The sequence below is a fragment of the Candidatus Enterococcus moelleringii genome, assembly GCF_017377575.1.
Lineage (GTDB): Bacteria > Bacillota > Bacilli > Lactobacillales > Enterococcaceae > Enterococcus_A > Enterococcus_A moelleringii.
In genome coordinates, this window is the sequence record NZ_JAFREM010000010.1 from 1 (window position 1) to 26224 (window position 26224).

Genomic DNA, 26224 nt, shown 5'->3' on the forward strand with positions numbered 1-26224 from the left:
GAATTATGATTATTTATGTAATTACATAAAGGAGGAGAAAGAATGACAACTTACACGATTGACCAACTTGCGCAAATGATTGACCACACCAACCTGAAGCCTTATGCCGCCCCCGAGGATATGAAGCAGCTTTGTGACGAAGCGAAGGCTTACCACTTTAAAATGGTAGCGATTAACCAGGTGCAGTCTAAGCGGTGTCAGGAGTATTTAGCAGGCAGCCATATCGAAATTGGGGCGGCCATCAGCTTTCCGTTAGGCCAAACAACCATAGATGCGAAGGTTTTTGAAACGAAAAATGCGATTGAATGCGGGGCAACTGAGATTGATTACGTCATTAACATAACCGAAGTTAAAGGGAAAAATTGGGCGTATCTAAAAGAAGAGATGCAGCAAATTGTTGCAGTCTGTCGGGAAAAAGGCGTGGTTTCCAAAGTGATTTTTGAAAATGCCTACTTAGAAGATGAAGAAAAAATCGAATTGTGTAGAATTGCGAAAGAAGTCGAGCCGGATTTCATCAAGACTTCCACCGGCTTTGCGCCAAGCGGAGCCACCTTTGACGATGTGAAACTAATGAAGGAACATGTGGGCGATAAAGTGAAGGTGAAAGCCGCTGGCGGGATTCGTGATGCGGAAACCTTCAAGAAAATGATCGCCTGCGGGGCAGAACGAATCGGCTCCAGTTCAGGCATGACCATCATCGACGCGTTAAAAGCAGAAGCGGTGGATGGAGAAATTACGATATAAGTTTGACCCAGCATGTCTGCAATTCGGCATGCTGTTTTTTTAGTTCTCACTCAACTTAATTCCAGGCTTCAAGAATATGTTGACACGATTCCTTAAGAAACGTATGCTTTCATTAGCTAAATACCGCTTGTTACTATGACCTAGCGGATGGAAAATGGGAGGAACTATCATGTTATCATTTGAAAACGATTATTCAGAGGGCGCTCACGAGAAGGTGCTGCAGCTTTTAATGGAAACAAATATGGTGCAGGAATCAGGCTATGGCTCGGATTCATACACTCAGCAAGCGATTGAAAAAATTAAGGAGCGGCTGGACTGCCCGGAAGCTGAGATTAAATTTTTAGTTGGCGGTACGCAAACCAACCAGATCGTCATCACAACTTTGTTGAAGAATTACGAAGGTGTTCTGGCAGCTGATACTGGTCACGTCAGCACCCACGAAGCTGGGGCCATCGAAGCTGGCGGCCACAAAGTCTTGACCTTGCCTCACACTTTAGGCAAAATCGACGCAAGCCAAGTAAAGGATTACTTGGAAACCTACTATGCTGATCCGGTTTACCAGCATATGGTAGCACCGGGAATGGTCTATATTTCTCAACCAACCGAATACGGCACGTTGTATTCTTTAGAAGAACTGACCGCCCTTTCGGCTGTTTGTCGTGAATACGAAATTCCATTATATATGGATGGTGCACGTTTAGGCTACGGTTTGATGAGTAAAGAAAATGATGTGGCGCTGGTAGATATCGCGCAGTTGTGTGATGTATTCTACATTGGAGCGACTAAAATTGGGGCCTTGTGTGGAGAAGCTTTGGTTTTCACGAAAAAGAATATGCCGAAGCATTTTCTTTCTTCAATTAAACAGCATGGTGGATTGTTGGCAAAGGGCCGCTTGCTAGGCGTGCAGTTTTTAGCTTTGTTCAGCGACAATTTGTATTTTGATATTAGCCAAAATGCCATCGACATGGCGGAGTTGTTGAAGACAGGCTTTAAGGAAAAAGGTTATAAAACTTTGATTGACTCACCAACTAACCAGCAGTTTTTCATTATCGATAATGCTAAGCTGGAGGAACTGTCAGAAAAAGTCAAATTCTCTTTCTGGGAAAAATATGATGATCAGCATTCCGTAGTGCGTTTTGCGACTTCTTGGGCAACGACTGAAGAAGCCGTAGCGGAGTTGTTGGAGATGATTTAAAAAAGATACCCAAGACAGGAAAAATTTCTTATCTTGGGTATTTGTATTGACTTATTTCTTACTCGCCACGACATCCTCAACCAGCTGATCAATCACTGGATCTTGCAGATAATTTTTTAATGTGACTACCTGCATATTCGGGTGAGACTTGCGGGTTCGTTCTTCCAAATCTTGATGGACGACTACGATATCGCTATCGGTCGGCACATCCTCAATCCGATAATTCTTCACTTCCACATCTTCCACACCAGCCTTTTTCAGCTTGTTTTTGAAGGTAGTGGCTCCCATTGCGCTGCTGCCCATACCAGCATCACAAGCGAAAGAAATTTTAGCAAAGCTAGTTGCAGCTTGTGGATTCAATAGACTTTTGCCTTCTGATTTCATCGATTTTGATTTTTCCGCAGCTTCCGCAAAAGCATCTTCTTCATCTGAAGTTTTGTCCGCTTTCAAAATGACCGAAGTAACTAAGAAGGAAACCAGTGTCGCAGTTGCTACCCCAGCAATCACGCCAACAAAATTTCCGCGAGGGGTTAAGGCCAGGTAAGAGAAAATCGAACCCGGACTAGGTCCAGCTACCAAACCAGCACCGAACAATTGGAAAGTGATCGTTCCGGTCATTCCCCCGGCAATCATTGCAAGAATCGTAATCGGTTTCATCAGTACATAAGGGAAATACAATTCGTGAATCCCGCCAAAGAAGTGGATAATAATCGCGCCTGGAGCTGTCTTTTTGGCTGCTTTTTTGCCAAAGAAAGAGTAGGCCAATAACAATCCTAAACCAGGTCCAGGGTTTGAAGCTACCATGAAGTAAATGGATTTGCCGGCTTCAAGGGTTTGCTGCATCCCTAATGGATAGTAGACACCTTGGTCGATCACGTTATTCAGGAACAAGACTTTTGCTGGTTCATTGATCAGTGACAATAATGGCAAGAATCCAGTTGAAACTAAGGCTTCAATCGCATTGGTGACAAATTGATTGGCCCCTTGAATCGTTGGTCCAATTAATAAGTAAGACAAGATCATTAACAAGAAGCCGATAATTCCGATGGAGAAATTGTTAACCACCATTTCAAAGCCGGCGGGAATTTTACCGTCTAAGAATTTGTCGGTTTTCTTCATAATCCAGCCGCCTAAAGGTCCTACAATCATCGCACCCATGAACATCGGGATGTCTGCACCAATGATTAGACCCATTGTTCCTAATGCCCCAAGAACCGCTCCCCGCTGACCGCCGATCATCCGTCCGCCGGTGTAAGCTAATAATAATGGCAATAAGTAACTAACTGTCGGCCCGACAAGTTCATTTAAGGACTCATTGGGGAACCAGCCACTTGGAATAAATAGCGCTGTCGCAATCCCCCATGCAATGAAGGCGCCAATATTTGGCAAAACCATATTGGTCAAAAAGCCACCAAAAGCTTGAACCCGTGCTCTGGTCGACACTTGCTTCTTTTCATTCGAAATTTCCATCTTTTTTCCTCCTGATTCGTTTCAGTCGTTCGTTCTCTACCCGTTTAATAAAGCCAACAACTCTTCTTCTGTTTGTACTTGCAATAAATCTTCATACAATTCTACGTCGCTTAAAATTTCCGCCAATTCCGCCATTAATTCTAAATGGCCATCTGGTGTATTAGAGGCCAAGACGAAAAACAGCTCCACAGGCTCCTCTTTGGGAAAAAGCACTGGTTCCTGCAGCCGCAGAAAACTCATACCCACTCCTTGACTGCCGAATTCTGGTCGTGCGTGGGGCATCGCCACTTTCGGTAGAATAATAATGTAATTCCCGTTGTCCAGTACATTTTGAATCATCGCTTCGATATATTCTTCAGTAATTGTTCCTTTTTCTAATAAGGGCTGAGCTGCAAGTTTTGTCGCAGCCTGCCAGTTGGATACTTTTTGTTGGAAATGACTGTTGCCTTCAAGGTAATCTTTAAGCATGCTCTTCACCTTCAATCAAATAGTGTTTGTCTTCTTTTACTTTATTATAAAGCGGGTTCAACTTGACTGCCAACTCTCCTTCAATCTCCGAAATTTGAGAAAATGCAGCTAGTGGCCCTTTTTCTTCTATTAATTGTTGCAATTCTAGTGCTTCCTCGTCGTCTGCATTTTTATAAAGATAGGCGGCCACGATGACCTTCAAGCCATTTTGATAAGGCAAATTCATTTCTGCTAATGCCTTAACTGGTGCTACTAATCGATCTTGGCTGTTCAATTTCCGGATTGGTGAGCGGCCAACTCGGTGGACACTATCTGCCAGCATTGGATTACCGTGCCGTTTCAATGTTTTCGCGATAAAGGTATCCAATTCAGCTTCGCTGCTTTGGTACTTTTGCTGGAAATAGGCTTTGTTTTCCGTTAAAAATCCGTGGACAATTTTGACTAGCGTCAAATCTTGCATCGCTTCCTGCACGGTTTCGTAGTCGAACAGAGACCCTAAATAGGCAAACGCCGCATGAGCCGCATTGACAATGTACAGCTTTCGCTCGATAAACGGCTGCATATCCTCAACAAACGTCACTCCTTGCAGGTTTACGCCGGTTTCCGGATTCCACTGACTTTGACTGATCACCCACTCATAATAAGGTTCTACCACGGCCACACTTTTGCCAGCTATTTCTTTGGCTAACGCCTGCCGGTCGATTGCCGTATCCACAAATGAGGCATATTGGTCAAACAGCTGCCGCTGGGATTCAGTTAATTCCTGATAAACATGTTCCTTCAGCAGTGAACTGGCATTGATGATATTTTCGTTCGCCAAAATATTGATGGGTGCCTGTTTTTCAGTAAAACGAGTGGTTAACGCTTTGGCAATCGTTGGTGCGATTCGTACTAAGTTGTTTGCGCCCACTGAAGTTGTCAGTAAATCCGCCGTTTGAATTTCCGGCAGCACTTGATCCGTCTGATTCAACGAATGGAGTGCCCGAACGTGGTCAATAAATACGGTAGATTGCTGCTCCTCTAAAAACTCAATCGGATAGCCGTGATCCTGATTCAGCTGGTCAATCACCGGCTGGGCTGTGTCCACATAACAAAGTTCGAAGCCATTGTTATGCAGCACCTGCCCGATAAAGCCGCGGCCGATATTCCCGGCACCAAAATGTACTGCTTTCATCTGATCACCTACTCCAAATTGGCATGATAGCGCCACAAGCCATGCATGTCGATATTTTTTTCTTCTATTAAGGTTAAGGCAATTGCATCCCCTAAGAGTAATAAGCTTTGTTCAAATAAACTGGTCATTGGTTGAACCGATGGGATTTCGCCGTCTAGATTCAATTTTGTTTGGACCGGAATTCTAACGAAAATATCGGCATACTCCTTCATGGAGCTGTTAGGATTTGAGCCAATATGGGCAACTTTTGCATCAAAAGTTTTAGCTTTTCTAGCAATTGCCAAAGGAAAGGCACTTTCGCCGCTGCCAGATCCGACAATCAGTAAATCTTTGTCAGTGATGGCGGGTTCCGTGATCTGGCCTACAACCACCGTTTGAATGCCGATGTGAGCTAGACGTTTGGCGATGGCTTCTAATGAAAGCAGCACCCGACCGACGCCGACGAAAAAGACTTTTTCGGCCTGTTGAATTGCGGCGATCAGTTGATCGACTTGCGCCTCATCAATGCCAGCTAAAGTGGATTCAATTTCTTTGACCATTTTTTGTTCCGATGTTCTAAAGGACATGTGCATTCACCTCACCCAATCCTTGCCGGACTGCTTCTTCTACTTTTTGCTTGTTTTCTGTTAAGGTATTGCCTTTAATGAACAAACTGGTACTGCCTAAAACTAAATTATTGGCGCCGGCTTCCACTAATTGCGGAATACTGTCTAATGACACCCGACCGTCTACCTGCAGCTGAACTGCTGGGTTCACTTCGGCAATTTTTGCCTGTAAATCGCGAATTTTCTTCGTCGCATACGGCACTTGTTTTTCATTTTTATTAGTAGCAAAGCCTGGATTAATCAGCATCAGGCAAACCAAATCAATTTCCGGCAGCACATAATCCAATACGGTTAATGAAGTCGATGGGTTCAAAGCCACACCGACTTTAGTGCCAGCTTGTTTGATTAATTGAATGTAACGATCCACATGCAAGCTGGTTTCGTGATGGAAGGTAATGCTTTCCACGCCGATTTTCAGCATTTCTTGGATAAAAAACTCGTTGTCATTGGCCATAATGTGAATATCAAAATTCATGCTGGTCACTTCCCGCATCCGTTTGATGGTTTCCAAGCCTAAAGGCATGCTGGGACTAAAGGTACCATCGATGACATCAATGTGCAGCGTGTCTAAGCCTAATTCCTCCAGCTCCTTCATGCCATTTTCCAAATTGACTAAATCGGCGCACATGATCGAAGGGGACAATTTCACTTGCTTTTCCATAATTGCAACTCCTAACTTCTTGTCGTAAAGTTTTTAATCAGAAATGCTCCGCCCGCGCGTTGGTTAACAGCGATGCCTCCCTTGATTACACCCTCATTGTAAACGCTCTTAAGGCATAAGTCAACACAAACATGCAAATATTTGCGCGTTTCATGCCTGTTTATGCCGCAAAGATAAAAACAAATTGACACAAAACCGCATACATGGGAAAATTAAAGCAAAGAAAAACAAAGGAGCAGCGTATGTTAAAAGAGGAACGGCAACAGAAAATCATCGACATTTTAAATATTGAACAAAAAGTCATTGCCAGCGATTTAAGCCACCGGTTTCAAGTTTCGGAAGACACGATTCGTCGCGATTTAAAGGAATTGGACAGTCAAGGATTGCTGAAGCGGGTCCACAGCGGCGCCTTGCGGGTAGGACCACCAGTCACTGATTTTACTTATCGCGAGACTGTCGACAGCGAAAGAAAAAAGGCACTTGCCCATAAGGCACTGCCTTTTTTAAAAGAAGATTCCGTGATTATTATTGATGGCAGCACCACTAATTTGGCTTTAGTGAAGGAAATTCCCAACGATTTTCGGGCAACTATCATTACTAACAGTCCGCCGATTGCCGTTGAGTTGGCCCAGCACGCCAACATTGAAGTGATCAACATTGGTGGTATTTTCTACAAACAGTCTATGATTAACTTAGGTGTAGAAACCTACAAAAGCCTGCAAAAAGTTCGTGCCGATTTGTACGTGATGGGCATCTACAATGTCGACATTGATGCCGGAACCAGCGTGCCAACCTTGCAGGAAGCCGAAATCAAGCAGCAAATGACCCGTGTTTCTACGGAAGTTCTGGGGATGATTACCAACGACAAATTCGGCACCGTCAGCAACGCCATCGTCGGTCCGGTGGATGAATTGAGTTTTCTGATTTCAGAGGATATTCCGGAGAAGGTGCGGAAGGAATACAATAAGCAGAAGCTGTTGTTAATTGATTGATTGAAGTTGGATAAACATGAAAAATCCCTCTTTGAGCGAGACTTCCAAGTGGTTTGGGGGTCGCTGTGGAGAGGGATTTTTTTATGTGCGGTTATTCTTTTTCAGGATCGATGTTCATTTTTTTCATGTATTCCTCAAATGGTATAGCCATTTCTGGATTCTTTCTATACTCTTCACTCCCCAACTCAGCAGCATGAAGATCATAGATATCCTCAAAAGATTCAAATAACTGATCTTTTAATAGATCACCCAAATCTTCACCTTTTATTTTAGCCACTTCCTCCAAGAAAGCTTTCTCTTCCTCGGTTACTTCAATTATTAATTTCGGCATACGCTCGCCTCCTATTCAATCATATTTTAACGCATAGTAAGCTAGTGTCAAAGCCGATTTTAAGAAGATCACTGATAATTTATGACCAGAAAGATATAAAAAACCTACCAAACGAAATCTCTCATCCCATTTGATAGGTTATCACTCATTCACTATTCATATTATTTAGCCGCTAACACGCTCACCGTCTTCAACAATTCTCTAGGACTTTCTACTACATAATCAGGAATCACCGTTTCATCAACCGCTTCATGTTCCCTGTAGTTTGCCCAAACGGTTTTCCAGCCAGCAGATTGAGCACCGATTATATCATTCAGAAAATTATCACCAATGTAGTAAATATTTTCTTTCGCGACAGGCAGTTTGTCTTCCAAAGCTTTAAAAATACTAATGTTCGGCTTGGAAATTCCTACTTCTTCTGAAACCAACATGTTTCCTGGAGAAATCCAGTGACTCAGCTCCAACTTTTGGATTTTATGCGTTTGTTTTTCTTTGGTGCCGTTGGTGATAATTCCCACAATTTTTTTTTGGCTGACGAGGTTATCGAAAAGTTGTTTCACCTCTGGGAATAGTTGAATTTCTTTTTGGAATTTCTCGAAATCCAGCTGAAAATTTAAAGCTTGCTGGTCATCAATAACGATAGCATAATCCTGCAATGCCCGTCGGATCCGATGGATTTGCATGCTTCGCAATTTGCTTTGGTCAAAACCGTCACGGAAGGTTTCGTCGCCGTATTCTCTGGTAAGTTTATATAAATGGGAACAATCGACTGTGGCACTTTCGGGAATGCGCTGATTTTCAAAGGCTCGCTGAAAAGCCTGCTGCTGATCATAAATTGTGTCATCAATATCAAAAATGAAGGCTTTGTTCATGATTTAGGTCCTTTCTAGATAAAAGAAAAAGTACTGCACCGGTTTGTCAGATGCAGTACTTTTATAGGCTATTTGACGTTATTTTTAATTCGTGTTGTCACACCATTTAAATTGTAGCATTCTGCGTAGTCGCGAATTGGACGCTTGATGTGATCGACTACATAGCGTTGACCGTCAATGTTATGGGCCTTCAAGTTAGCATACATTTTTTCGATTTCTGCTTTGACTTCGTCATCATTGAAGGTATAGTGTCCGGCAATATCAAGGATTTCTGCCTGCAGCTGTGCATCATCTTGTTCCATGATTTGCTCAACTGTCAGCTCTTTTTGTTCGCCTACCATCCATTTTCTCCAGCGTTCGCTCTTGATAGCATGCTCTAACAATACTTCGCGGGTATTGGACACATCTTCGACTAATCCATATTCCACTAATTTAGCTTCAACAGCAGCCAAGTTCAAGTAGGCCCGCGTTTCTTCCGTGCCATATTGAGGGGCTACGTTGGTTGCAGTAATTTGTGAAGGGATGTGTTCCAGCAACGTAACATCATCTAAGTAATCGCCGTTGTGTTCCTTCAAGCCAACACCATATGATTTTGCCATTTGAGCCAAGTCATAGGCATTTTTGAAATTGAAGGTGCCGACTTGTTCGGTCTTACGGGTTAAGGTTCCAGTTTGACCGACGATGAAGGTTGGCATTGGCAAACCACGTTTTTCCAATTCTTCCTTCAAACGTAAAATGAAGGTTTCGTAGGTTTCAGTTGAAGTCAACCCGCCATTGGTTTCTTCGGTCCCCACTTCGTAACCAATTTCTGGTAAATTCCGAGCTTTACGTTCTTGCTCACAAAATTCAATTAAATCCACCGTTCGAGTTAACACTGTGTCTAGCGGAATGACTTTACCTACTTCAAAGGGATCTTTGGTTGGGTCGATCATCAGTAAATCAAAGCCGGCTTCAATATCTGCCACATAAGATTTTTTGCCTAATTCCATCGCTTTTTCCGTTGGTAAATGGTCGTTACGTTCTTTATCTCGTTGCCAAGGACCGCCATGATCTCGGCATAAGTAATATAAATTGTCATAACCAATTTCAGCCGCTACTTCTTCCACTGCTTTGGCAAAGGTGAATTGATTCCAGCCATTTACATAGCCGCCGCCTAATTCGTCTGCGTCCACCTGGTTACGACTGGCAATAAACATTACTGGATAATCATCGTCTTGTGATAACTCCAAGGTAGCCTGCACACAGTTTTTGGACATTGGTCCGATCCCCAGCAGGGTAGCGCTTTCTCCGGTAGCCTGTAAATCTAGCAGTCCCTCTACGACTTTTTTGATAGGTAATTTTTCCATGTTTAGTACATCTCCATTTCCTAACTTTTTTGATAACAGTTCCTTATCACACTTAAAGTATAGGATGGATCGCCGCCGCTGAATATTACATTTCCCTGCAACAAGTCTGTGCATCAACACGGGACTTGTTGCAGTAGATAATTACTTGTTGCAGGGAGATTTTCTTGCTGTAAAAGCCAATTAAATCAACGAAAGAAGCAGCTGCTTAACATTGGTATTGTTGTCGATTAGATAATCAGGTAAAAATTCTTCAGACTCTGTTGGATGGTTCCGTCGATTTACCCAAATAGCTTTCCATCCAGCCCTTTTCGCACCAATGATATCGTTAAAATAAGAGTCGCCGATGTAGTAAGTAGTTTCTTTCTCTAGTTGCATCACCTGCTCCACTTGCTGAAACACCCGAATATCCGGTTTGGCAATTCCCAGATCACCGGAGACAAAAATATACTCTTTGGGTACCCATTTCTCCAACTGCAAACAGTTGACTTTTTTCCATTGATGTTCAGCTGGCCCATTGGTGATAATGCCAATTTGAACCTGTTGCTCCACGCAAAAATCCAAGGCTTCATTCATGCGCGGATCCAGCTGCAATTTACTTTGATACTGTTGATAGATTTCCTGGAATTTGATCGCTTGTTCATCCATTATCTGCTGGTCGAAGTGTTCCATCGCCTTTTTTATACGATAAATCTGCATCTCCAACTTAGTGATTGTGCCGTCTTCTGATTGTTGGAACACTTCATCGCTATAAATGCGGCTGTACTTAAACAGCTCCTCCAGCGGAATCGACGGGTCATTGAATACTGCATCAAAAGCTTGTTGAAAAGGCGTTAATTGGTCATATAAAGTATCATCCACATCAAAAATAATCGTAGTCATTGTATCTCCTCCTATGTAAGAAAGGTTGAAGCTGGTTCACTTCAATCTTCTTCATTTTACCTTAAAACACGCGTGGTTACGACCTGAGCAAAAAAACAGCACTTGCCCCATGATAAAAACCGACTCCTAAAATAGGAGTCGGCTCATATTCTTTCATCTATTTTACTACTTCTACTTGCTCTGTTGCTTCTTCTTTTTTGGCTTTCGGCTTTTCTTCTACCAAGCTTGGTTTGGTGAAATGAAGAATGGCCGCCGATACTGCCGCGCCAGCAATAATCGCAATCGCATACCACACCTTGCCATTGACTACTGGTAAAATAATGAATCCCCCATGGGGAACTAAAGCCTCCACGCCTGCGGCCATACCAATCGCACCGCCAACCGCACTACCTACAATAATGGCTGGCAGCACTCGTTTGATATCTTTTGCAGCAAAAGGAATCGCCCCTTCTGTGATCCCGATTAAGGCCATGAAGAAAGCCGAAATCCCTAAATCTTTATCTTCAGAAGTATATTTCTTGCGGTCGATGAAGGTAGACATCGCCATTGCCAATGGAGGAATCGCACAGGCAATCCGGTGAGCACCGTTTGGTCCATAAACGCCTTCAGCCATTAAAGCTAAAGTAAAGGCAGTCGCTGTTTTATTAATCGGACCACCCATATCGATAGCCGTCATTGCGCCAATAATTACACCAAGCAGAATCGCACTGCCGCCTTGCATTTGGCCTAGAACTTGAACTAACCAATCCATCGCTGCACCGATCGGAATTGAAATCACGTAGATATAGAACATCCCTAAAACAAAAGTGGAGACTACTGGTACGATTAAAATTGGCATAATCGTACGAATAGTTGCTGGAACTTTCCAAGTTTTACACCAACGAACAAAGTAGCCGGCTGCCACACCCATGATCATGGCTCCAAGGAAACCAGTCTTAACTTGACCCTCACCAATTGGATTATTGGCAACAAATCCTAAAATCATCCCTGGGACCAAGCCTGGCTTGCCTGCTAATGAATTGGCAATATAACCAGATAATAGCGGAATCATCATGGCAAACCCAGCTGCTCCCAGATCGTTTAAATTCTGCATGAAGGGACTGGTAATTTCCATCCCTGCGTCAGTGGCTGTCCCCGTCGCTAGTGCGACAGCTAAGAAAATACCTCCGACTACTACTGATGGCAGCATGAAGGAAACACCGGTGTTAAAGGCTTTTTGAACGTCTTTAAAGAACTTGTTTTCTTTCTTCATTTTTTGTCACTCCTACTTGATTTTATTGTTTTTATCAGCACGAATACCATTCAGCTTTTTATAATTTTTCAGCTTGATCGATATATTTTGCCGGATACTTAATCATTTCTCCTGGCTCTACCGACAATGATTTTCCTGAATCAATTTTTTCTTCAAAACGTTCGGCATCCTCTACGTCGATAGCAACGGCTAGAATCAATACATCGGCTTGATCGATGGTATCTTGCTCTAGTTCGTTCTCGATCCCCATACTTCCTTGGGTTTCTACTTGAACCTCATATCCCCGTTTTTTGCATTCCTTTTCGATTGCCTCTTGTGCCATATACGTATGTGCGATCCCTGTTGGACACGCGGTAACTGCTACTACTTTCATGTTGTTTTCCTCCTTAGATTGAAATTGCATTTAATTGTTCAAATATTTTGTTTTTATCCGTTTCCGTTAATAACTTGGCTCTAAATTCGTCGTCTAATAATTTTTTGCTTAATTGGGAAATAAACTTAAGATGCAGCTTGCCTTCACTAGTTTCTGGAACACCAATTAAAAAGACTAAACGGACCATTTCTTCCGTTTTGGTCGTCCATTGAAAAGCTTCCTTGGTTCGTAAGAAAGCTATAAATGGATGAATCACCGCTTCGGTTTTCCCATGTGGGATGGCAATGTCATACCCAATCGCAGTCGGAACTTCTGCTTCCCGGCGTTTGACTGCTTCATACAGCTCATCGGCTTCCTCCACATAACCGACAAATTCGGAATTTTCCACAATAAACTGCAGAACAGCGTCTTGATTATCTAGTTCGCTATCTAAATAAATCAGATCCGTGGAGATGACGCCCTTATTGCTCTCCTGAATTTTTTCCATACTAATCACTCCCGAGTTTTTTGTACAACTCATCTTTCGAGGTTGCTTCACGTATTTGTTTTAGTTGATCACTGTTGTCGATAATGTTGTAAATATCTGATAAGATGTTTCTCGTTTGGAAGGTGTCTTGTTTGGCAATACAAATCAGAAAAACAATATCTACGTAATACTTGTTCCACTTAAATTTTTTGCTGTTTTTCACTACCACGATCGTTGTTTGATTAACGTAAAGCGAATTCCCATGAGGGACCGCTGTACCTGTTGGAAGATCTGTGCCACCTAACGCTTCTCTTTCAAGAACTGTCTCAGAAAAGGCAGGTTTAATACTTTTCTGCTTGAGGAGTACCTCGCCTATTTGAGTAATCAGCTCTTCCTTAGAAGTAAAATCGGAATTAACATACAGCGCATCCATAGGAACAAATTTCTTTAGATGATGGGAACGAGCTAATTTGACAATTTTATTAATTTTGTTCGGTCGGTACCCAGAATTCTTAATCCGTTCGATATCTTGACTGCTGAGAAACGGTGAAACCAAGATCACATCTTTTCCTGGAATCTCCACTTTGATCGTAGAGATGATCAAATCATATTGGTCAACATCTGTATGCGCCAGCTCTGGCACCGAGGCAATCTCAAAGCTGTCTAATGAAGGCAGTACATTTTTAATGCGATTAATTAATAATTCCGAGGTGGCAATTCCCATTTGGCATACAATTAATATCTTGCGGTTCATTCTAGCCCGTTCGATCGCTGCTTGGAAATACATGGTCAAAAAAGCAATCTCATCTTCATTAAAGCTGAAGCCCAGCTCCTGCTCGTATTCACTTAAAACCACCCAAATCACATTAAAGGTAAGGGAAAATTCATTTTTGATTTGTGATGTAAAGGGATTTTCCGTCTTATTATTGGATTTCAACCGATAAATCATCGGCGGAATATGATTTTTCAACTGTTCCTCCAACTTCTGGTCACTGGAAAAATTAATGTTTAAGGCTTCAGACACCTTAGCCAGCAGCTGATCCACAATCACTTCATCAATCTCATCTTCAGGTAGCGGCTCAAACCGATTAGAAACCAAATGCAGTGATAAATATTGCACGTCTTCATTGGTATAAGAGAACCCCAACCGTAAAGCAGCTTTATGGAGCATTCGGACAGCACTTTCCTCGAAAAACACATTGGATTCCAGCGGACTAGCACTTCTCTGTTCCTCCATATGCTTATTCTGAGAGATGCGGTAAACTAAAATGATGAAGATGTTCAGGATATTTTGAACATAATAATCAGAAATCGCATTCACATTTTCCCGGACATAAGTGTACAAAATATTGGAACACACACTAATCAAACTATCTCCATAATAAGGATTCAGCAGCTTAATTTTTTCCGCAAAGTCATCGTTTGAATAAATATCCGAATTACTTAATAAATAGCGATTAAATTGCAGCAGCGCTTTTTGAATATCTTCCTCAGAACCCACTAAAGAAGTTCCGTGAATATCGCTGCATAATTTAATCTCAGAACCTACATTCAGGATCTTCATAATGAACTCAAAATCCTTGATAATAGAAGATTTGCTGACCATAAAATTGTCTGACAAATAATTAAAACTTACGAGTTTTTCTTCAAACAGCAGCTGATTCATGATTTGAATTCGGCGGTTAAAAGTATCGTAAACATCACTTCCTTCGCTGTTTTCTTTAGTTGTTTCAACTTCTTTTAATCCTCTTAACGCAATGCCAACACCACGCTTTTTTTCCAGGTATTTACCTGAACTTTGAACATATTCTTCAATAATCTGCAGTTCGATATGGGTGGTTCGCTTGGAAACGCCCAGCTTGCCGGCAAAATATTCTACGGTCTGAAAGTCATTTTCTTGTGTTAATAACTCCAGCAGTTCTTTTTGTCTTCTTGTGAGCATAATGATACACACTTCCTAACTATCTTGAATAAAGGCCTTCATCTCTGATAGCGTTATCATGATCATGGCTTAATTATACGGGCTGAATAAAAACTTGAATATTACAATTCCTTGCAACAAGTCCCTACAACATCCTGTTCACTTGTTGCAAAAAGCAATTGCTTCATTTACGACATGTTGCAAAGGCTCCAAGTACCTCTTTACAAACATGTACTTTTTATTATAGAAGTAACAGATGCAAATTTGGTGCTTTATTGAGAATAATCTATCTGAAATTTTCTTTCAGCCTTGGAATTGCTGATTTAAGGTTATTTCAAAAAAATTGAGCCTACCATTGATGAACCCTACCTCCAACACAAGAAAACCAGCCAACATCATCAATTTATTTCTCATTAATTTCCATTTGTAATTAACACTTGTGACATATGTAACAATGTTTATCTTTATCATCAGAAAACTTTTACACATCTTAAGAAAACGCTTGATTTCCGTCATGTAGTTTTGTATTATATTTGAAAACATATAACTTACATAGAACTGACTCAAAAGAATTTATGGAAAAGTTCGGACTCGGTCGCCTAATGCGCCGCTCAAGCGTGGACTGTCTGTCTTCGAAAAATGACTGCCCGAAGTCTCTAGCTCAGTTCTTAGTATCAGTAAATTTTCCCACTTAAGTGTTCATACCCACCAAACTAAGTAAAAATAAACCAGCACAAATAAGGCTTTGTTAAGTACTTCTAACCGCAAGCCAAGTTTAGAACACCTTTACCAACAAATCATTTTAAATAATGCAAACAGACGAGGAGCAGTGAACTATGACAACCGCAAAATACGTATTATCTTCCAGACAGATCAACACCATGAAAAGAGCATCTCTCGAAAAACGCGTTCAGGATTTCCATTCGGAATCAGGTAACGATGTCTATACCATCCAAGCAGCTTTAGCCGTGATGATTCGCAACGCCCTATCGACAGAGGACTTTTCTTTCTTGGCGGAGGAGTTAATCCGTAATATATTTTTGACTAGTAAGGCTGTCCACGAGATTCGCTTGTCCTGCGTCTATTTCCGTGATTACTTCGATGCTGATCAGTGGAAAAAGGTCAAAAACCGTTTATTTGCCAGTGAAGCCGAGTTCGAGCAGCTGACGAAAAGTACAGAGCTTTACATAGAAAAACTGCGTCCGCGCCTGATTTCCAAGGCCCGACCCACCGAAAAGAAAACCAACATGATCTCTTATTTTAAGGATGGAAACGGCAAAAGACACAGCTGGAGTCTAAGCAACGTGAACCCTGATATCACCAAGGAGGAGCACTACGCCTTGATGTCTATTTTGGGTACGCTGAATATCTTCCACAAAGACGGTGTTCAGCGTTTTGCGGAGCCTATTTATGCTGATTTCACAGTTTACGAACCCAGTTTTGATCGTCGGGATGAAGAAGCGGCGGCAGAATTGATGGCAAAAGCTGGACAGCTGTTGCCGCTTGATGCATCGTTATCTGCTGCGGTTGAATCTAATGAAGCTGCTATCGATACTCAAATTGAAAACGCAACCGGGGAAGAAGACACTATTGTAGCAGAATCGGCAGAAATCATTGATGGCCCTCCCAGCAAAACCTTATCCGAAGAAGAAGCGCAAGCTTTAAATGATTTCTATACCGCTGGCTTTGATTCTTCCTCCGTTACTGATGAAGAACGCGAAGTAATCGCCTTTAAAGCCGCCTTAGACAAACGGCCGATGCGGGAGATTCAGCTGGAAATGGAAAAAGAGAAGGAACGGGAGCGTAAAAAAGCGGAAGCAGCCGATGCGCCCGCTAAAGGCAAGAAGAATTTGACCAAAAAGGAACGAAAGAAACTAGCCCAAGAGCGAGCAGATAAAATACAGCGGAATAAACAGAATAAACGCGGAATCTTAAGCCAGATCAATAAACGTGGCGGGAAAAAGCGGAAGTAAGCTGCAGAAATCGTCGGGGCGAGCAAAAAGTCGACAACCTCACTCGTCTCGCGGGGCTGTCGACTAAAAATATAGTTTGATTTATCATTTTTTTCCGTCCAGTGTCGGGGATAGTTAACTAAATTCCTTCACGAAACGCTTGATTGTTTCAACCTTATCCAGTTTTTCCCAGGGGAAGGCACTGAGGTTGTTAAAGTGGCCGTAGACAGAGGTTTGTTTGAACAATGGCGTCTTCAGCTGCAATGTGTCAATCATACCTCTCGGTGACAGGTCGAAGGTTTTCAGCACAGCGATTTTCAGCAGCTCTTCAGGTAGACAGCTGGTGCCGAAGGTCTTGATGTCAATCGCCACCGGTTCTTGATAGCCAATCGCATAAGATAGCGCGATCTGGCATCGCTGGCAAAATCCCGCTGCGACAATATTTTTGGCGATATAGCGGGCCATGTAAGCTCCCGAGCGATCCACCTTGGTGCCGTCTTTTCCTGAAAAAGCTCCGCCGCCGTGGGGAATGACACCGCCATAGGTATCGACAATAATTTTCCGGCCGGTAAGCCCAGTATCGCCGAAGGGTCCGCCGATGACAAAACGACCAGTGGGATTAATCAAATAGCGGGTTTTTTCATTCAGCAATTTGGCTGGCAAAACAGGCGCAATGATTTTTTCTCTGACCTGGTTCCGCAGCTCTTCAACGGTAATTTCTTCAATGTGCTGCGTAGAAAGAACCACATCAGAAATCTGAATCGCCTGCTGTTTTTCATTATAAAGAATCGTCACCTGCGCTTTGCCGTCCGGCAATAAGAAGGGCAACTCGCTGCTTTGTCTGGCTGTATCTAATTTTCGCGTCAAAGCATGGGCCAAATGAATCGGAAGCGGCATAAAGTCCACCGTTTCGTTACAGGCATAGCCGTAGACACTTCCTTGATCGCCAGCACCGATTGAGCCCGCGGCTTGATCTACGCCTTGGCTGATGTCTGGTGACTGCTGATGAAGATTGGTGAGAACAATACAGTTTTTGGCATCAATCCCGATTACATTACTGGTATAACCTACTTCCTGCAGAAGTGTTCTTGCTACCGCTTCTATGTCTACTTGTGCACTGCTGGTTACTTCGCCGGCAATGACTAGCAGGTTATTGGAAATCATGCATTCAACGGCGACACGGGATTCCGGATCGCCGGTCAAAAAAGCGTCCAAAATGCGATCGGAAATTTGATCGCACAATTTATCAGGATGCCCTTTTGTAACGGATTCAGAAGTTAAATAGTTCATCTTATTTGCTCCTTTTATTCATCGAAGGTGTCAATGATTCCGATAATGGCGGCGTCGATGGGTGCGTCATGCTTTTTGGTGGCCATTCGAGCCGAGCTTCCTCTGACGACTAATACAAACTCGCCCCGTCCAGCACCTACTAGATCAATGGCGACAATTTCCTCCAGTTTTTCTTGGGTATTTCGCTGGATCAATTCCACAATCATCAATTTATAGCCAGTTAAGGCTGCTTCTTTTTTAGTGGAAACTACATTTCCTACAACTTTTCCAATATACATAGACTCATCTTCTTTCTAAAATAGTTGGCTCGTCCGCGATTTTGGTGGAGTATTCGCGACGTAACTTATCCGTCACAGTTCTCCTCTCCTTCTTGTCCTTAATAATAAATAGAAGCGTTTCTATTCATTATTGAGGACAAGAACTGTCCTCAATTTTTTTATAGCTGAGGTAAAATATTTTCTACATCTGTATGCGGGCGTGGAATCACATGAACAGAAACTACTTCTCCCACGTTAGCCGCTGCCGCAGAGCCAGCGTCGACTGCTGATTTTACTGCGCCGACATCGCCTCTAACCAAGACAGTTACTAGCCCTGATCCGATTTGTTGGTAGCCGACTAATTGAACATTGGCTGATTTCACCATTGCGTCAGCCGCCTCAACTGCTCCGATAAATCCTCGTGTTTCTACCATTCCTAATGCATCATTCATTGTTCTTCCTCCTTGAGCTTACTTCGACTTTTTCTTGGTCGTTTTTTTCCCGCTTGGTTTTTTCTCGGGTTGTTTTTTTGCTTCCGTCTTCGACTTTTCAGCCGTGACTTCTTTTTTGGTTTCGGTTTGTTTTGGTTCGGGTTTGGCAGACTCGCTTGGTTTCTTATCGGCTGCTGCCTCGGAATCATTTGGTTTTGATTCCTCAGGTTTTACTTCTTCTGCTTTCGTTTCCTCTACCTTTGCTTCCTCGGTTTTCGGTTCCTCAGCTTTTGCTTCTTCTACTTTTGCTTCTTCCTTTTCTTCCGGCTTTTCCGGCTCAAAAAAGATATTTTCGATGGGGCGTGGAATGACTTTGCTGGAAATAAGGCTGTTTTCTTGAGCAGCGAGGTGTTTGCCGCAATCGACTGCCGCATTAACTGCCCCCACGTCACCAAAGACCTTGACTACAATCCAGCCGTTGCCTTTGGTTTTGGTTAGTTCTCCTAAGCGGACATTGGCCGCCTTCACCATTGCATCGGCAATTTCGATCGCTACGACGAGGCCGCGGACTTCCACCATTCCTAAAGATTCTCTGTTCAATTCATCTCCTCCTTTCCAAAATCAATTTCTCCTAGCTCTTTTAGCAGCTGATAGTTAAGATAGCGCTGCTTGGCTACCGTAAATAGTCGTTTGACTCGCTCCTGAGTAAAATCAGGATGCTGAAATCTTGGTTGTTTTTGTAAAAACGCGTTAAAGGCTTTGGCATCTGGCGGCTTACTGTACAGCTTCATTTGCCCATCACAGTAGGTATAAAGCGGCCAGTACCCACAGGCCACAGCTTCTTTGCTGCTTTCAACCGCCGAAAAATTGGTATTATTCATGATACAAGGACTGTAAGCAATCACGATCGAGGTCCCAGGGTACGCTTCAGCTTCCTGAAATACCTTCTGAACATGGGCCGGATGCGAAAACAACGAAACCTGTGCTACGAAAATTTCCTCATACTGCATGGCATAATACCCAAAATCCTTTTTCATGCGGCGATTGCCTTTAGAAGCAAATTTTACTTTGGCCCCTAACGGCGTTCCTTTTGACAGTTGGTTTCCAGTATTGGCATAGCCCTCATTGTCTAAAATCAGAACGTTGCAATCTTCGCCGCGGGAAATGAGATGGTCCAATCCCCCAAAGTCGATATCATAAGCCCAGCCATCGCCACCGACAATCCAGTGGGTTCTTTTGACTAAATAGGCCTTCATTTCGACAATCCGCTGCAGCTTTTGATCCTTAGAATCAGCGACCAGAGTTAAAAATTGTTGAATCGCAATCAGATCTCTTCCCGCCAGCTTCAGCAGGTCTTCAGCGAATTTACGAATGACAATTCCCTGCTGTTTGTCGACAGACACTTCCTCCAGCAGCTGATACACTTGCTTATGGCGAAGCTTAAAGCCTTGCTCCATCCCTAATCCAAAGGCACTATTGTTTTCAAACAAGGAGCTGGACCAAATCGGGCCGGTTTGCTGCTTGGTTTGATAAAAGGCGGAAAAAGGTGCACTAGCTGACCAAATCGATGAACAACCAGTGGCGTTAGCAATACTTAACCGTTCCCCAAACAATTGGGTCAGTAATTTTACATAAGGTGTTTCGCCGCAGCCGGCACACGCACCGGAATATTTCAATAACGGCTCTACAAATTGAGTTTCCCGTACATTTCGTTTGGTTGGAGCAACACTTTCGTTTAGGTTCCCAGATTCCGCTGCTTCCCATTGTTTCTGCTTATCCTTCCGTTCAGCTTGAGGAAGACGTTGTAAACTTAACGCATTTTCAGCTTTGGCCGGACAAGCTTCGACACATAATTGGCAGCCGGTACATTTCTCAGGATTAAGCAAAACTTGATAATCCAGCTTGGGCTTCCCTTTAAAATCCCCCTGCGCTTCTTTAGCCTCTGTCACAAACGGGCGAATCGCTCCGTGAGGACAAACCAGCGAACACAGGTTGCACTGACGACAAGCGTCCTTTTGCCAGCAAGGAATTTCCTCCGCCGGCGGCACCAGCATATCTCGGCTGCCCCCTAACGGAATTGAGCCATCCGCCATCCCGTTGACTAACAGGTCGCAAGTAGAAATCGTGTCGCCTGAACGTTTTTGCACCGGCAAGGAAATCGCCTGTTGAAACTTGTTCAGTTTTCGATTGGCTGGTAAGGGTTCATCCACCAAGTTTGACCATGTAGAATCAATGGTAAGCTCCTCACTTGTGGCTAACACTTGAGCCATCGCCGCAAACACAGACTGGCGATATTCTGAATCTTCCATATAACTATGCTGCTGCACAAGTTCGCGATAACTTTCCTGCACTGAATCAATCGCTAAAAAGTCAGTCTTCTCTAACAAACTCGCCATCATCAATGGTCCGATTTTAGGGCCCAGTTGATACTGGCGGGCAATTCGATTGGCATCCGTTACAAACACTTTGATGTTTTTGTCAGCCATCACCCGCTTCACCTGATTAGTCAGATGCTGCGGCAGGTTTTCTGTTCGATAACTGGTATTTAAAAGTAAGGTTCCCCCATCCTTCAACGATTCGAGGGCCTGATATTCATTTAAGTAACTCAGCTCATGGCACATTAGAAAATCGACTGGCACCTCTTCGTCAACACCGCGGATCTTCTCTTTAGCAAAGAAAAGGCGGGCTGAGGTAAGTCCGCGAGACTTAGTAGCGGGATAGACGAAATCAGCCTTCACATCAAAATTGGTTTCTTGACTAATCAGCTGAACAAAATCCTTGGCACTGGAAACCGTACCGTCGGAGCCAACACCGAGAATTTCAATCCCGATCACTTCTGCTTCACGAGTTCTTTTACTGGGTGTTAATGAAAGCTTGGTCACATCATCGGTAATTCCGATGGTGAATTCGGACTTTCTCCCGGTTTTCTTCAATTCAGCAAACACCGCCAACAGTTGAGCCACGGTGGTCTTTTTACCACCTAACCCATAACGGCCGCCAATTACTTCGATGGCGGGATCATGGGCAGCAATCACTCGTTGAACATCCAGCAATAAAGGTTCCCCAGAAGCGCCAGGCTCCTTGGTACGATCCAAAACCGCCAGTTGTTTCACTGTAGCAGGCAAGGCGTCAATAAATTTATTTTTCGGAAACGGTCGATACACATGAACCGTTAGTAGTCCCACCTTTTCATTCCGAGCTAAGCACTCATCCACGGCGGCTTCCGCAATTTCTCTGGCAGAACCCATCAGAACCATCACTGACTCAGCCTGAGGATCACCATAATAATTAACGGAAGAACAGTCGGTTCCAAAAAGCGGGTTCAGCTGCTGGATCGTTTCCTCAATGATTCCTTCAATTGAAAGATAGAAAAGATTGGCGGCTTCCCGTTGCTGAAAATACAACTCCGGTCCTTGGGCGGTCCCGCTGACCTTAGGTGAAAAATTGGAAACGCCCTGACTTTTGAACAATGTCAAGGCCTCCTGATCCACCTGCTGGGCCAGCTCACTATAAGTCGGTAATTGAATTTTCCGCAATTCATGGCTGGTATCAAAGCCGTCGAAAAAGTGCACGACTGGCAAGCGGCCTCGAATAGCGGTTAAGTGAGCAGCCGCCGAAAACAGAGCGGCTTCTTGCACACTGCTGGCCGAAAGCATTACCGCGCCGGTTTGACGCAGGGCCATCACATCGCTATGATCCCCGTGAATATTCAAGGTACTGGTGGAAACCGAGCGGGCCGCCACCTGAAAGACGCCCGGCAAAAGCTCCCCTACCATTTTGTATAAGGTAGGAACCATTAACAACAATCCTTGTGAGGAAGTATAGGTAGTGGTCAACACACCTGACTTTAAAAGTCCGTGCATCGAGCCCGCCACATTGGCCTCCGAATCCATCACTAGCGTTTCCACCGTTTCCCCCAACGCATTTACTTTCTGCTGCTGGGACCAGGCTTCCACCACTTCGCTCATTTTGGAAGAAGGGGTGATCGGGAAAAGGCTGACTGCCTCTGAAAAAGCATAGGAACTGTAAGCGGCTGCTTGATTGCCGTCCATGACTTGTTTCATTTCCCGTTCCTCCTTTCCATTTATTTACCCACCAATTTTACAAGGCACTCCGATTCCTTCGACTAATTCCTGTAAAATCGTCATGCGATTGGTGGACGGTGTATCAATATCGGCTGCCAAATACGTCATATCCAAATGGCCATACTTGTTGGAACCATAGGGATGATACGGCAGCAAATTGATTCTGGTTGCCTTCAAATGCTTGGCGATTAATGCAATCGCCGCAATGTCCTCGGGACTATCGTTAAAATCCGGAATCACTGGGATTCTCACCACCAGCTCGACTCCTGGAAATTCAGCGATCACCTGAGCGGCTTTCAAAATTAAATCATTAGGCTGGCCGATATATTTCTGATGCTTCACGCTATTTAAATGTTTAATATCCAACAACACTAAATCGGTATAGGGCAGTAGTTTTTCCAATACTTCTTTTCGCGCATAACCAGTCGTTTCAACCGCGGTATGCCACCCCTGTTCCTTGCAGGCAGCCAAAAGTGCTGCGGCCATTTCCGGCTGAGCCAATGCTTCGCCGCCGGATAAGGTAATGCCGCCGTTGGATTTCCGGTAATGAACCTCGTCTTTTCTCAGCTCGACAATCAAGTCGTTAACCGTCATTTCTTTTCCGGTCATCGTCAAGGCCTCGCTAAAGCAAACATCGGTACATTTGCCGCAATTGATACATTTGTCCCGGTCAATCGTTACCTCCGGCGTGTAAGAAATCGCACCTTGAGGACAAACCGGCGCACACATACCGCAGCTGATACAGTTTTTCTGAATCAGCATCAGCTGCTTGCTGAAGACCTGACTTTCGGGATTACAACACCATTCGCAACGCAGCGGACAGCCTTTGAAAAAGACAATCGTCCGAATGCCGGGCCCGTCATGAACCGAAAAGCGCTGGATATCAAAAATCATGCCGGTCTTTTCTTTTGTCGCATTCATACATCCACCTCAGTCGTATTGCCTAGAATACTTGTTCCGTCCGGGCAATAATATCTTCTTGAATTGATTTATCCAGTGAAACAAAGTGTGCACTGTAGCCGGCTACCCGAACCACCAAGTTTTTGTATTTGTCTGGATTCTTTTGAGCATCTACCAGTTTTTCACGACTGATTACGTTAAATTGTACGTGCATGCCTTTTTGTTCAAAGTAACCGCGAACCAACGCTGACAAGTTGTTCAAGCCTTCTTCACCCTGCAAAGCAGATGGATGGAATTTTTGGTTCAGCAAAGTACCATTTGAAGCAATGTGGTGATCCAATTTCGCTACTGAATTCATAGCAGCTGTCGGGCCATTTTGGTCGCGACCAGAAGTTGGTGATACCCCATCAGCTAAAGGTTCGCCTTCATAACGTCCATCCGCCGAAGCTTTGGTTTCCATTCCGCAAGAAACGTTGGCAGAAACTGGGTACAAGCCTGGTTGGAAGGTGCCCCCACGTGGGTTAGTATATTTTTGGACTTCTTCACAATAAATCAAAGCCACTTCGCGAACGATATCATCGACTTCATCGATGTCATTCCCAAATTTTGGTGCGCCGTTGATTAACAATTGACGAATGTATTCGCCGTCTTTGTTCGTCGCTGCAGCTGCAACCGGTGTTGGATTTTGTTGTTCTGCTAATAGATCCTTCAACAGATCCACCAATTTTTCGCTAGTCAGGTTGGTCAAATCAACATTGGTTAATTTATCAGCTGGCGCAGCTTGACTGATGGACGCACCTTTGCCAAAGTTGCTGTCTAAAACTTGTTTTAATTCTGGTAAAGTCAGCTTGCCTTCTTCAAAGACCACTTTCTTGATCGCCATCAATGAATCCCCAGCGTTGGCAATCCCAACCCCTTGAGGTCCAGTGAAGTTGTAATGTGCGCCGCCTTCTTGCAATGATTTGCCTTTTTTAATACAGCAATCTACCATTGAAGATAAGAAAGGCAATGGTGTTCTTTGGCCGTGAGCCACATCCACTGAGTTATCGGCATTGATTAACAGCTTAACGAAATATTCCATTTGTTTTTTGAAGGCTGCTTCCAGTTGTTCGTAGCTGGTATAAGAAGCGGCATCGCCGGTTTGCAAACCAACTTTTTTGCCGTCTGCGTAGCCGTTGTTCAAAGTAAGTTCCAATACTTTTGGAATGTTGAAGAACGCTGCATCATGCCAGCCTTCGGTTTTTCCGCCTACTTGCGGTTCCACACAGCCGATAATGCCGTAATCCCGCGCATCTTGTAAGCTGATGCCGCGATTTTCCAACGCTGGAATGATTACTTCATCGCTGTAGTATGCTGGCATCCCTAAGCCCATGCGAGAAACATCGCCGGCTTTATGCAGCAGCGCTTCTGGCGTTTTATTCCAAACGCGAATCGAAAGTGATGGCTGCGGTAATTTGGTATGAGCAGTTGCTTCTAAACAAGCGAATGACAATGGATTGGTGGCATCAATTCCGCGGCCGTTTTGTCCACCAACAATTAAGTTTTGGAACATTGGGTAACCACCAAAGGCTTTAGTTGAGCCTTCATCACGAATTTTGTTGACGTCATTGAATTTCACCCATAGGCAATCCAATAATTCTTGAGCGCAATCTTCGGAAATACGTCCACCTTCCACGTCTTTTTTGTAGAATGGGTAAACATATTGGTCAAAACGCATTGGTGAAATTGAATGACCGTTAGATTCAATTTGAATTACCGCTTGAATAATCCAGAAGGACTGCAGGGCTTCATAGAAACTTTCTGCTGGGTATTCTGGTACGCGACGCAGATTTTCGGAAATTTTAGCTAATTCGTTTTTGCGTTGGCTGTCGCTAGTCCGGTTCGCTTCTTCAGCAGCCAAACTTGCTAAACGATTGGCATAATTAATTACCGCATTTGTCGAAATAATCACGGCTTCCAAGAAATGTGATTTAGTCACGGCTTCTGGATCGCCATAGTCTAAGGAATCTAATTCTTGTTGTGCTTCATCTTTGATGCCCTTCAAGCCGATTTCCAATACTTTGCCGTAGTCCACCGAAATATGACCCACGCCGTTAAAGTAGTAATTACCAACTGTGAACACGCCAGCATTCATAGCATCTTTGGTTTCTGGGAACATTAATTCAGTCGCTAATTCGTTAGTGGTGCGGCCTTTCCAATATTTGAAGGCTTCGGAAAGCTCCCGTTTTACTTCTTCAGAAATTCTGAACAAGTCGCCGGTTCTTTTTTCGATGCGATCAAATTCATCCTCTAACCATTGATTCGAAAACTCAGGGAAAATTTGCGTTCCCCGCGGTGATTTGGTTAAGTTTCCGACAATTAACTCGTCAGGGCGAATCACTAAACTCATGTTGCCGAGAATTTTTTCCAAGGCTTTTGCGCGACGGATAATTACTGGTTGGTTTTCGGTTTCTTTATAAGATTCTGTAATCAATAGCACCCTTTCAGACTCAATTCTTGGGTCCACCGAATACAAATCATCAATTAACTTATCAATACGTTTACTTTTTTCTACCATTTT

At 43.6% G+C, this 26224-nt stretch carries 24 protein-coding genes; 4 read left to right on the plus strand and 20 right to left on the minus strand.

Annotation, left to right across the window (positions count from 1 at the left end; translation table 11 throughout):
* Nucleotides 1-42: 42 nt before the first annotated feature.
* Entirely contained in the window at nucleotides 43-744 is a 702-nt protein-coding gene (deoC, locus tag JZO70_RS05620) for a deoxyribose-phosphate aldolase (RefSeq protein ID WP_207672571.1), read from the plus strand.
* A gap of 169 nt (nucleotides 745-913) precedes the next feature.
* On the plus strand, nucleotides 914-1939 hold the full coding sequence (locus tag JZO70_RS05625; protein ID WP_207672572.1) for a threonine aldolase family protein: 1026 nt from the start codon (nucleotides 914-916) through the stop codon (nucleotides 1937-1939).
* 51 nt (nucleotides 1940-1990) lie between these two features.
* Here the strand turns inward: JZO70_RS05625 and JZO70_RS05630 are convergent, their stop codons facing one another.
* Genes JZO70_RS05630 through JZO70_RS05650 form a run of 5 tightly spaced genes read right to left on the minus strand, consistent with a single transcriptional unit; the run spans nucleotide 1991 to nucleotide 6317 of the window.
* Nucleotides 1991-3409 (minus strand): PTS mannitol transporter subunit IIBC, encoded by a 1419-nt coding sequence (locus tag JZO70_RS05630; protein ID WP_207672573.1) that lies wholly within the window; start codon nucleotides 3407-3409, stop codon nucleotides 1991-1993.
* Between the two features lie 36 nt (nucleotides 3410-3445).
* Nucleotides 3446-3877 (minus strand): PTS sugar transporter subunit IIA, encoded by a 432-nt coding sequence (locus JZO70_RS05635; protein WP_207672574.1) that lies wholly within the window; start codon nucleotides 3875-3877, stop codon nucleotides 3446-3448.
* Nucleotides 3870-5051 carry a mannitol-1-phosphate 5-dehydrogenase gene (locus JZO70_RS05640; RefSeq protein WP_207672575.1) on the minus strand — a complete coding sequence of 394 codons (1182 nt, stop codon included), beginning with the start codon at nucleotides 5049-5051 and terminating at the stop codon, nucleotides 3870-3872. Before JZO70_RS05640 ends, JZO70_RS05635 begins: the two co-directional genes overlap by 8 nt.
* Nucleotides 5052-5059: 8 nt before the next feature.
* Entirely contained in the window at nucleotides 5060-5617 is a 558-nt protein-coding gene (hxlB, locus tag JZO70_RS05645) for a 6-phospho-3-hexuloisomerase (protein ID WP_207672576.1), read from the minus strand.
* Nucleotides 5607-6317 (minus strand): ribulose-phosphate 3-epimerase, encoded by a 711-nt coding sequence (locus tag JZO70_RS05650; protein WP_207672577.1) that lies wholly within the window; start codon nucleotides 6315-6317, stop codon nucleotides 5607-5609. The genes hxlB and JZO70_RS05650 overlap by 11 nt, the downstream gene beginning before the upstream one ends.
* A 242-nt stretch (nucleotides 6318-6559) precedes the next feature.
* On the opposite strand from JZO70_RS05650, the gene JZO70_RS05655 reads away from it, so the two are divergent.
* A complete protein-coding gene (locus JZO70_RS05655; protein ID WP_207672578.1) occupies nucleotides 6560-7309 on the plus strand; it encodes a DeoR/GlpR family DNA-binding transcription regulator in 750 nt (249 codons plus the stop codon).
* Nucleotides 7310-7400: 91 nt separating this feature from the next.
* Here the strand turns inward: JZO70_RS05655 and relB are convergent, their stop codons facing one another.
* The 8 genes from relB to JZO70_RS05695 form a co-directional block, all read right to left on the minus strand.
* Complete coding sequence (gene relB, locus JZO70_RS05660) at nucleotides 7401-7640, minus strand: type II toxin-antitoxin system RelB family antitoxin (protein ID WP_207672579.1); 240 nt, start codon at nucleotides 7638-7640, stop codon at nucleotides 7401-7403.
* A gap of 161 nt (nucleotides 7641-7801) precedes the next feature.
* Nucleotides 7802-8512 (minus strand): HAD family hydrolase, encoded by a 711-nt coding sequence (locus tag JZO70_RS05665; RefSeq protein ID WP_207672580.1) that lies wholly within the window; start codon nucleotides 8510-8512, stop codon nucleotides 7802-7804.
* A 68-nt stretch (nucleotides 8513-8580) separates the two neighbouring features.
* The gene (locus JZO70_RS05670; protein WP_207672581.1) at nucleotides 8581-9858 is read right to left on the minus strand and encodes a class II D-tagatose-bisphosphate aldolase non-catalytic subunit; all 1278 of its coding nucleotides are present in this window, start codon (nucleotides 9856-9858) and stop codon (nucleotides 8581-8583) included.
* Nucleotides 9859-10038: 180 nt separating this feature from the next.
* Nucleotides 10039-10737, minus strand: a complete 699-nt coding sequence (locus JZO70_RS05675) for an HAD family hydrolase (protein ID WP_207672582.1) — start codon at nucleotides 10735-10737, stop codon at nucleotides 10039-10041.
* Nucleotides 10738-10894: 157 nt separating this feature from the next.
* Nucleotides 10895-11989: a PTS fructose transporter subunit IIC gene (locus JZO70_RS05680; protein ID WP_207672583.1), complete on the minus strand. Its 1095-nt coding sequence runs from the start codon at nucleotides 11987-11989 to the stop codon at nucleotides 10895-10897.
* 58 nt (nucleotides 11990-12047) lie between these two features.
* Nucleotides 12048-12362 carry a PTS fructose transporter subunit IIB gene (locus JZO70_RS05685; protein ID WP_207672584.1) on the minus strand — a complete coding sequence of 105 codons (315 nt, stop codon included), beginning with the start codon at nucleotides 12360-12362 and terminating at the stop codon, nucleotides 12048-12050.
* A gap of 13 nt (nucleotides 12363-12375) precedes the next feature.
* Nucleotides 12376-12849: a fructose PTS transporter subunit IIA gene (locus JZO70_RS05690; protein WP_207672585.1), complete on the minus strand. Its 474-nt coding sequence runs from the start codon at nucleotides 12847-12849 to the stop codon at nucleotides 12376-12378.
* A 1-nt stretch (nucleotide 12850) separates the two neighbouring features.
* Nucleotides 12851-14770, minus strand: coding sequence for a BglG family transcription antiterminator (locus JZO70_RS05695; RefSeq protein ID WP_207672586.1), 1920 nt, complete (start codon nucleotides 14768-14770; stop codon nucleotides 12851-12853).
* Between the two features lie 815 nt (nucleotides 14771-15585).
* Between JZO70_RS05695 and JZO70_RS05700 the strand changes: the two genes are divergently transcribed.
* The gene (locus JZO70_RS05700; RefSeq protein ID WP_207672587.1) at nucleotides 15586-16722 is read left to right on the plus strand and encodes a DUF2922 domain-containing protein; all 1137 of its coding nucleotides are present in this window, start codon (nucleotides 15586-15588) and stop codon (nucleotides 16720-16722) included.
* Nucleotides 16723-16836: 114 nt separating this feature from the next.
* Here the strand turns inward: JZO70_RS05700 and metK are convergent, their stop codons facing one another.
* The 7 genes from metK to JZO70_RS05735 form a co-directional block, all read right to left on the minus strand.
* Complete coding sequence (metK, locus tag JZO70_RS05705; RefSeq protein WP_207672588.1) at nucleotides 16837-17991, minus strand: methionine adenosyltransferase; 1155 nt, start codon at nucleotides 17989-17991, stop codon at nucleotides 16837-16839.
* Nucleotides 17992-18005: 14 nt separating this feature from the next.
* Nucleotides 18006-18269 (minus strand): EutN/CcmL family microcompartment protein, encoded by a 264-nt coding sequence (locus JZO70_RS05710; RefSeq protein ID WP_207672589.1) that lies wholly within the window; start codon nucleotides 18267-18269, stop codon nucleotides 18006-18008.
* A 158-nt stretch (nucleotides 18270-18427) separates the two neighbouring features.
* Nucleotides 18428-18700: a BMC domain-containing protein gene (locus tag JZO70_RS05715; RefSeq protein WP_207672590.1), complete on the minus strand. Its 273-nt coding sequence runs from the start codon at nucleotides 18698-18700 to the stop codon at nucleotides 18428-18430.
* An 18-nt stretch (nucleotides 18701-18718) separates the two neighbouring features.
* Nucleotides 18719-19279 carry a BMC domain-containing protein gene (locus JZO70_RS22570; RefSeq protein ID WP_278252589.1) on the minus strand — a complete coding sequence of 187 codons (561 nt, stop codon included), beginning with the start codon at nucleotides 19277-19279 and terminating at the stop codon, nucleotides 18719-18721.
* The gene (gene nifJ / locus JZO70_RS05725; RefSeq protein ID WP_207672591.1) at nucleotides 19276-22743 is read right to left on the minus strand and encodes a pyruvate:ferredoxin (flavodoxin) oxidoreductase; all 3468 of its coding nucleotides are present in this window, start codon (nucleotides 22741-22743) and stop codon (nucleotides 19276-19278) included. Before nifJ ends, JZO70_RS22570 begins: the two co-directional genes overlap by 4 nt.
* A gap of 24 nt (nucleotides 22744-22767) precedes the next feature.
* Entirely contained in the window at nucleotides 22768-23685 is a 918-nt protein-coding gene (locus JZO70_RS05730) for a glycyl-radical enzyme activating protein (RefSeq protein ID WP_207672592.1), read from the minus strand.
* A 22-nt stretch (nucleotides 23686-23707) separates the two neighbouring features.
* On the minus strand, nucleotides 23708-26221 hold the full coding sequence (locus JZO70_RS05735) for a glycyl radical protein (protein ID WP_207672593.1): 2514 nt from the start codon (nucleotides 26219-26221) through the stop codon (nucleotides 23708-23710).
* Nucleotides 26222-26224: the final 3 nt, after the last annotated feature.

What these genes read in the sequence shown, in the direction of transcription:
- JZO70_RS05685 (WP_207672584.1), bottom strand. Translation starts at nt 12,362, where the DNA reads ATGAAAGTAGTAGCAGTTACCGCGTGTCCAACAGGGATCGCACATACG.
- hxlB (WP_207672576.1), bottom strand. Translation starts at nt 5,617, where the DNA reads ATGTCCTTTAGAACATCGGAACAAAAAATGGTCAAAGAAATTGAATCC.
- JZO70_RS05675 (WP_207672582.1), bottom strand. Translation starts at nt 10,737, where the DNA reads ATGACTACGATTATTTTTGATGTGGATGATACTTTATATGACCAATTA.
- JZO70_RS05630 (WP_207672573.1), bottom strand. Translation starts at nt 3,409, where the DNA reads ATGGAAATTTCGAATGAAAAGAAGCAAGTGTCGACCAGAGCACGGGTT.
- JZO70_RS05655 (WP_207672578.1), top strand. Translation starts at nt 6,560, where the DNA reads ATGTTAAAAGAGGAACGGCAACAGAAAATCATCGACATTTTAAATATT.
- metK (WP_207672588.1), bottom strand. Translation starts at nt 17,991, where the DNA reads ATGAACTATTTAACTTCTGAATCCGTTACAAAAGGGCATCCTGATAAA.
- JZO70_RS05700 (WP_207672587.1), top strand. Translation starts at nt 15,586, where the DNA reads ATGACAACCGCAAAATACGTATTATCTTCCAGACAGATCAACACCATG.
- deoC (WP_207672571.1), top strand. Translation starts at nt 43, where the DNA reads ATGACAACTTACACGATTGACCAACTTGCGCAAATGATTGACCACACC.
- relB (WP_207672579.1), bottom strand. Translation starts at nt 7,640, where the DNA reads ATGCCGAAATTAATAATTGAAGTAACCGAGGAAGAGAAAGCTTTCTTG.
- JZO70_RS05680 (WP_207672583.1), bottom strand. Translation starts at nt 11,989, where the DNA reads ATGAAGAAAGAAAACAAGTTCTTTAAAGACGTTCAAAAAGCCTTTAAC.
- JZO70_RS05635 (WP_207672574.1), bottom strand. Translation starts at nt 3,877, where the DNA reads ATGCTTAAAGATTACCTTGAAGGCAACAGTCATTTCCAACAAAAAGTA.
- JZO70_RS05730 (WP_207672592.1), bottom strand. Translation starts at nt 23,685, where the DNA reads ATGAATGCGACAAAAGAAAAGACCGGCATGATTTTTGATATCCAGCGC.
- JZO70_RS05665 (WP_207672580.1), bottom strand. Translation starts at nt 8,512, where the DNA reads ATGAACAAAGCCTTCATTTTTGATATTGATGACACAATTTATGATCAG.
- JZO70_RS05625 (WP_207672572.1), top strand. Translation starts at nt 914, where the DNA reads ATGTTATCATTTGAAAACGATTATTCAGAGGGCGCTCACGAGAAGGTG.
- JZO70_RS05690 (WP_207672585.1), bottom strand. Translation starts at nt 12,849, where the DNA reads ATGGAAAAAATTCAGGAGAGCAATAAGGGCGTCATCTCCACGGATCTG.
- JZO70_RS05695 (WP_207672586.1), bottom strand. Translation starts at nt 14,770, where the DNA reads ATGCTCACAAGAAGACAAAAAGAACTGCTGGAGTTATTAACACAAGAA.
- JZO70_RS05735 (WP_207672593.1), bottom strand. Translation starts at nt 26,221, where the DNA reads ATGGTAGAAAAAAGTAAACGTATTGATAAGTTAATTGATGATTTGTAT.
- JZO70_RS05715 (WP_207672590.1), bottom strand. Translation starts at nt 18,700, where the DNA reads ATGAATGATGCATTAGGAATGGTAGAAACACGAGGATTTATCGGAGCA.
- JZO70_RS05710 (WP_207672589.1), bottom strand. Translation starts at nt 18,269, where the DNA reads ATGTATATTGGAAAAGTTGTAGGAAATGTAGTTTCCACTAAAAAAGAA.
- JZO70_RS05650 (WP_207672577.1), bottom strand. Translation starts at nt 6,317, where the DNA reads ATGGAAAAGCAAGTGAAATTGTCCCCTTCGATCATGTGCGCCGATTTA.
- JZO70_RS05670 (WP_207672581.1), bottom strand. Translation starts at nt 9,858, where the DNA reads ATGGAAAAATTACCTATCAAAAAAGTCGTAGAGGGACTGCTAGATTTA.
- JZO70_RS05640 (WP_207672575.1), bottom strand. Translation starts at nt 5,051, where the DNA reads ATGAAAGCAGTACATTTTGGTGCCGGGAATATCGGCCGCGGCTTTATC.
- nifJ (WP_207672591.1), bottom strand. Translation starts at nt 22,743, where the DNA reads ATGAAACAAGTCATGGACGGCAATCAAGCAGCCGCTTACAGTTCCTAT.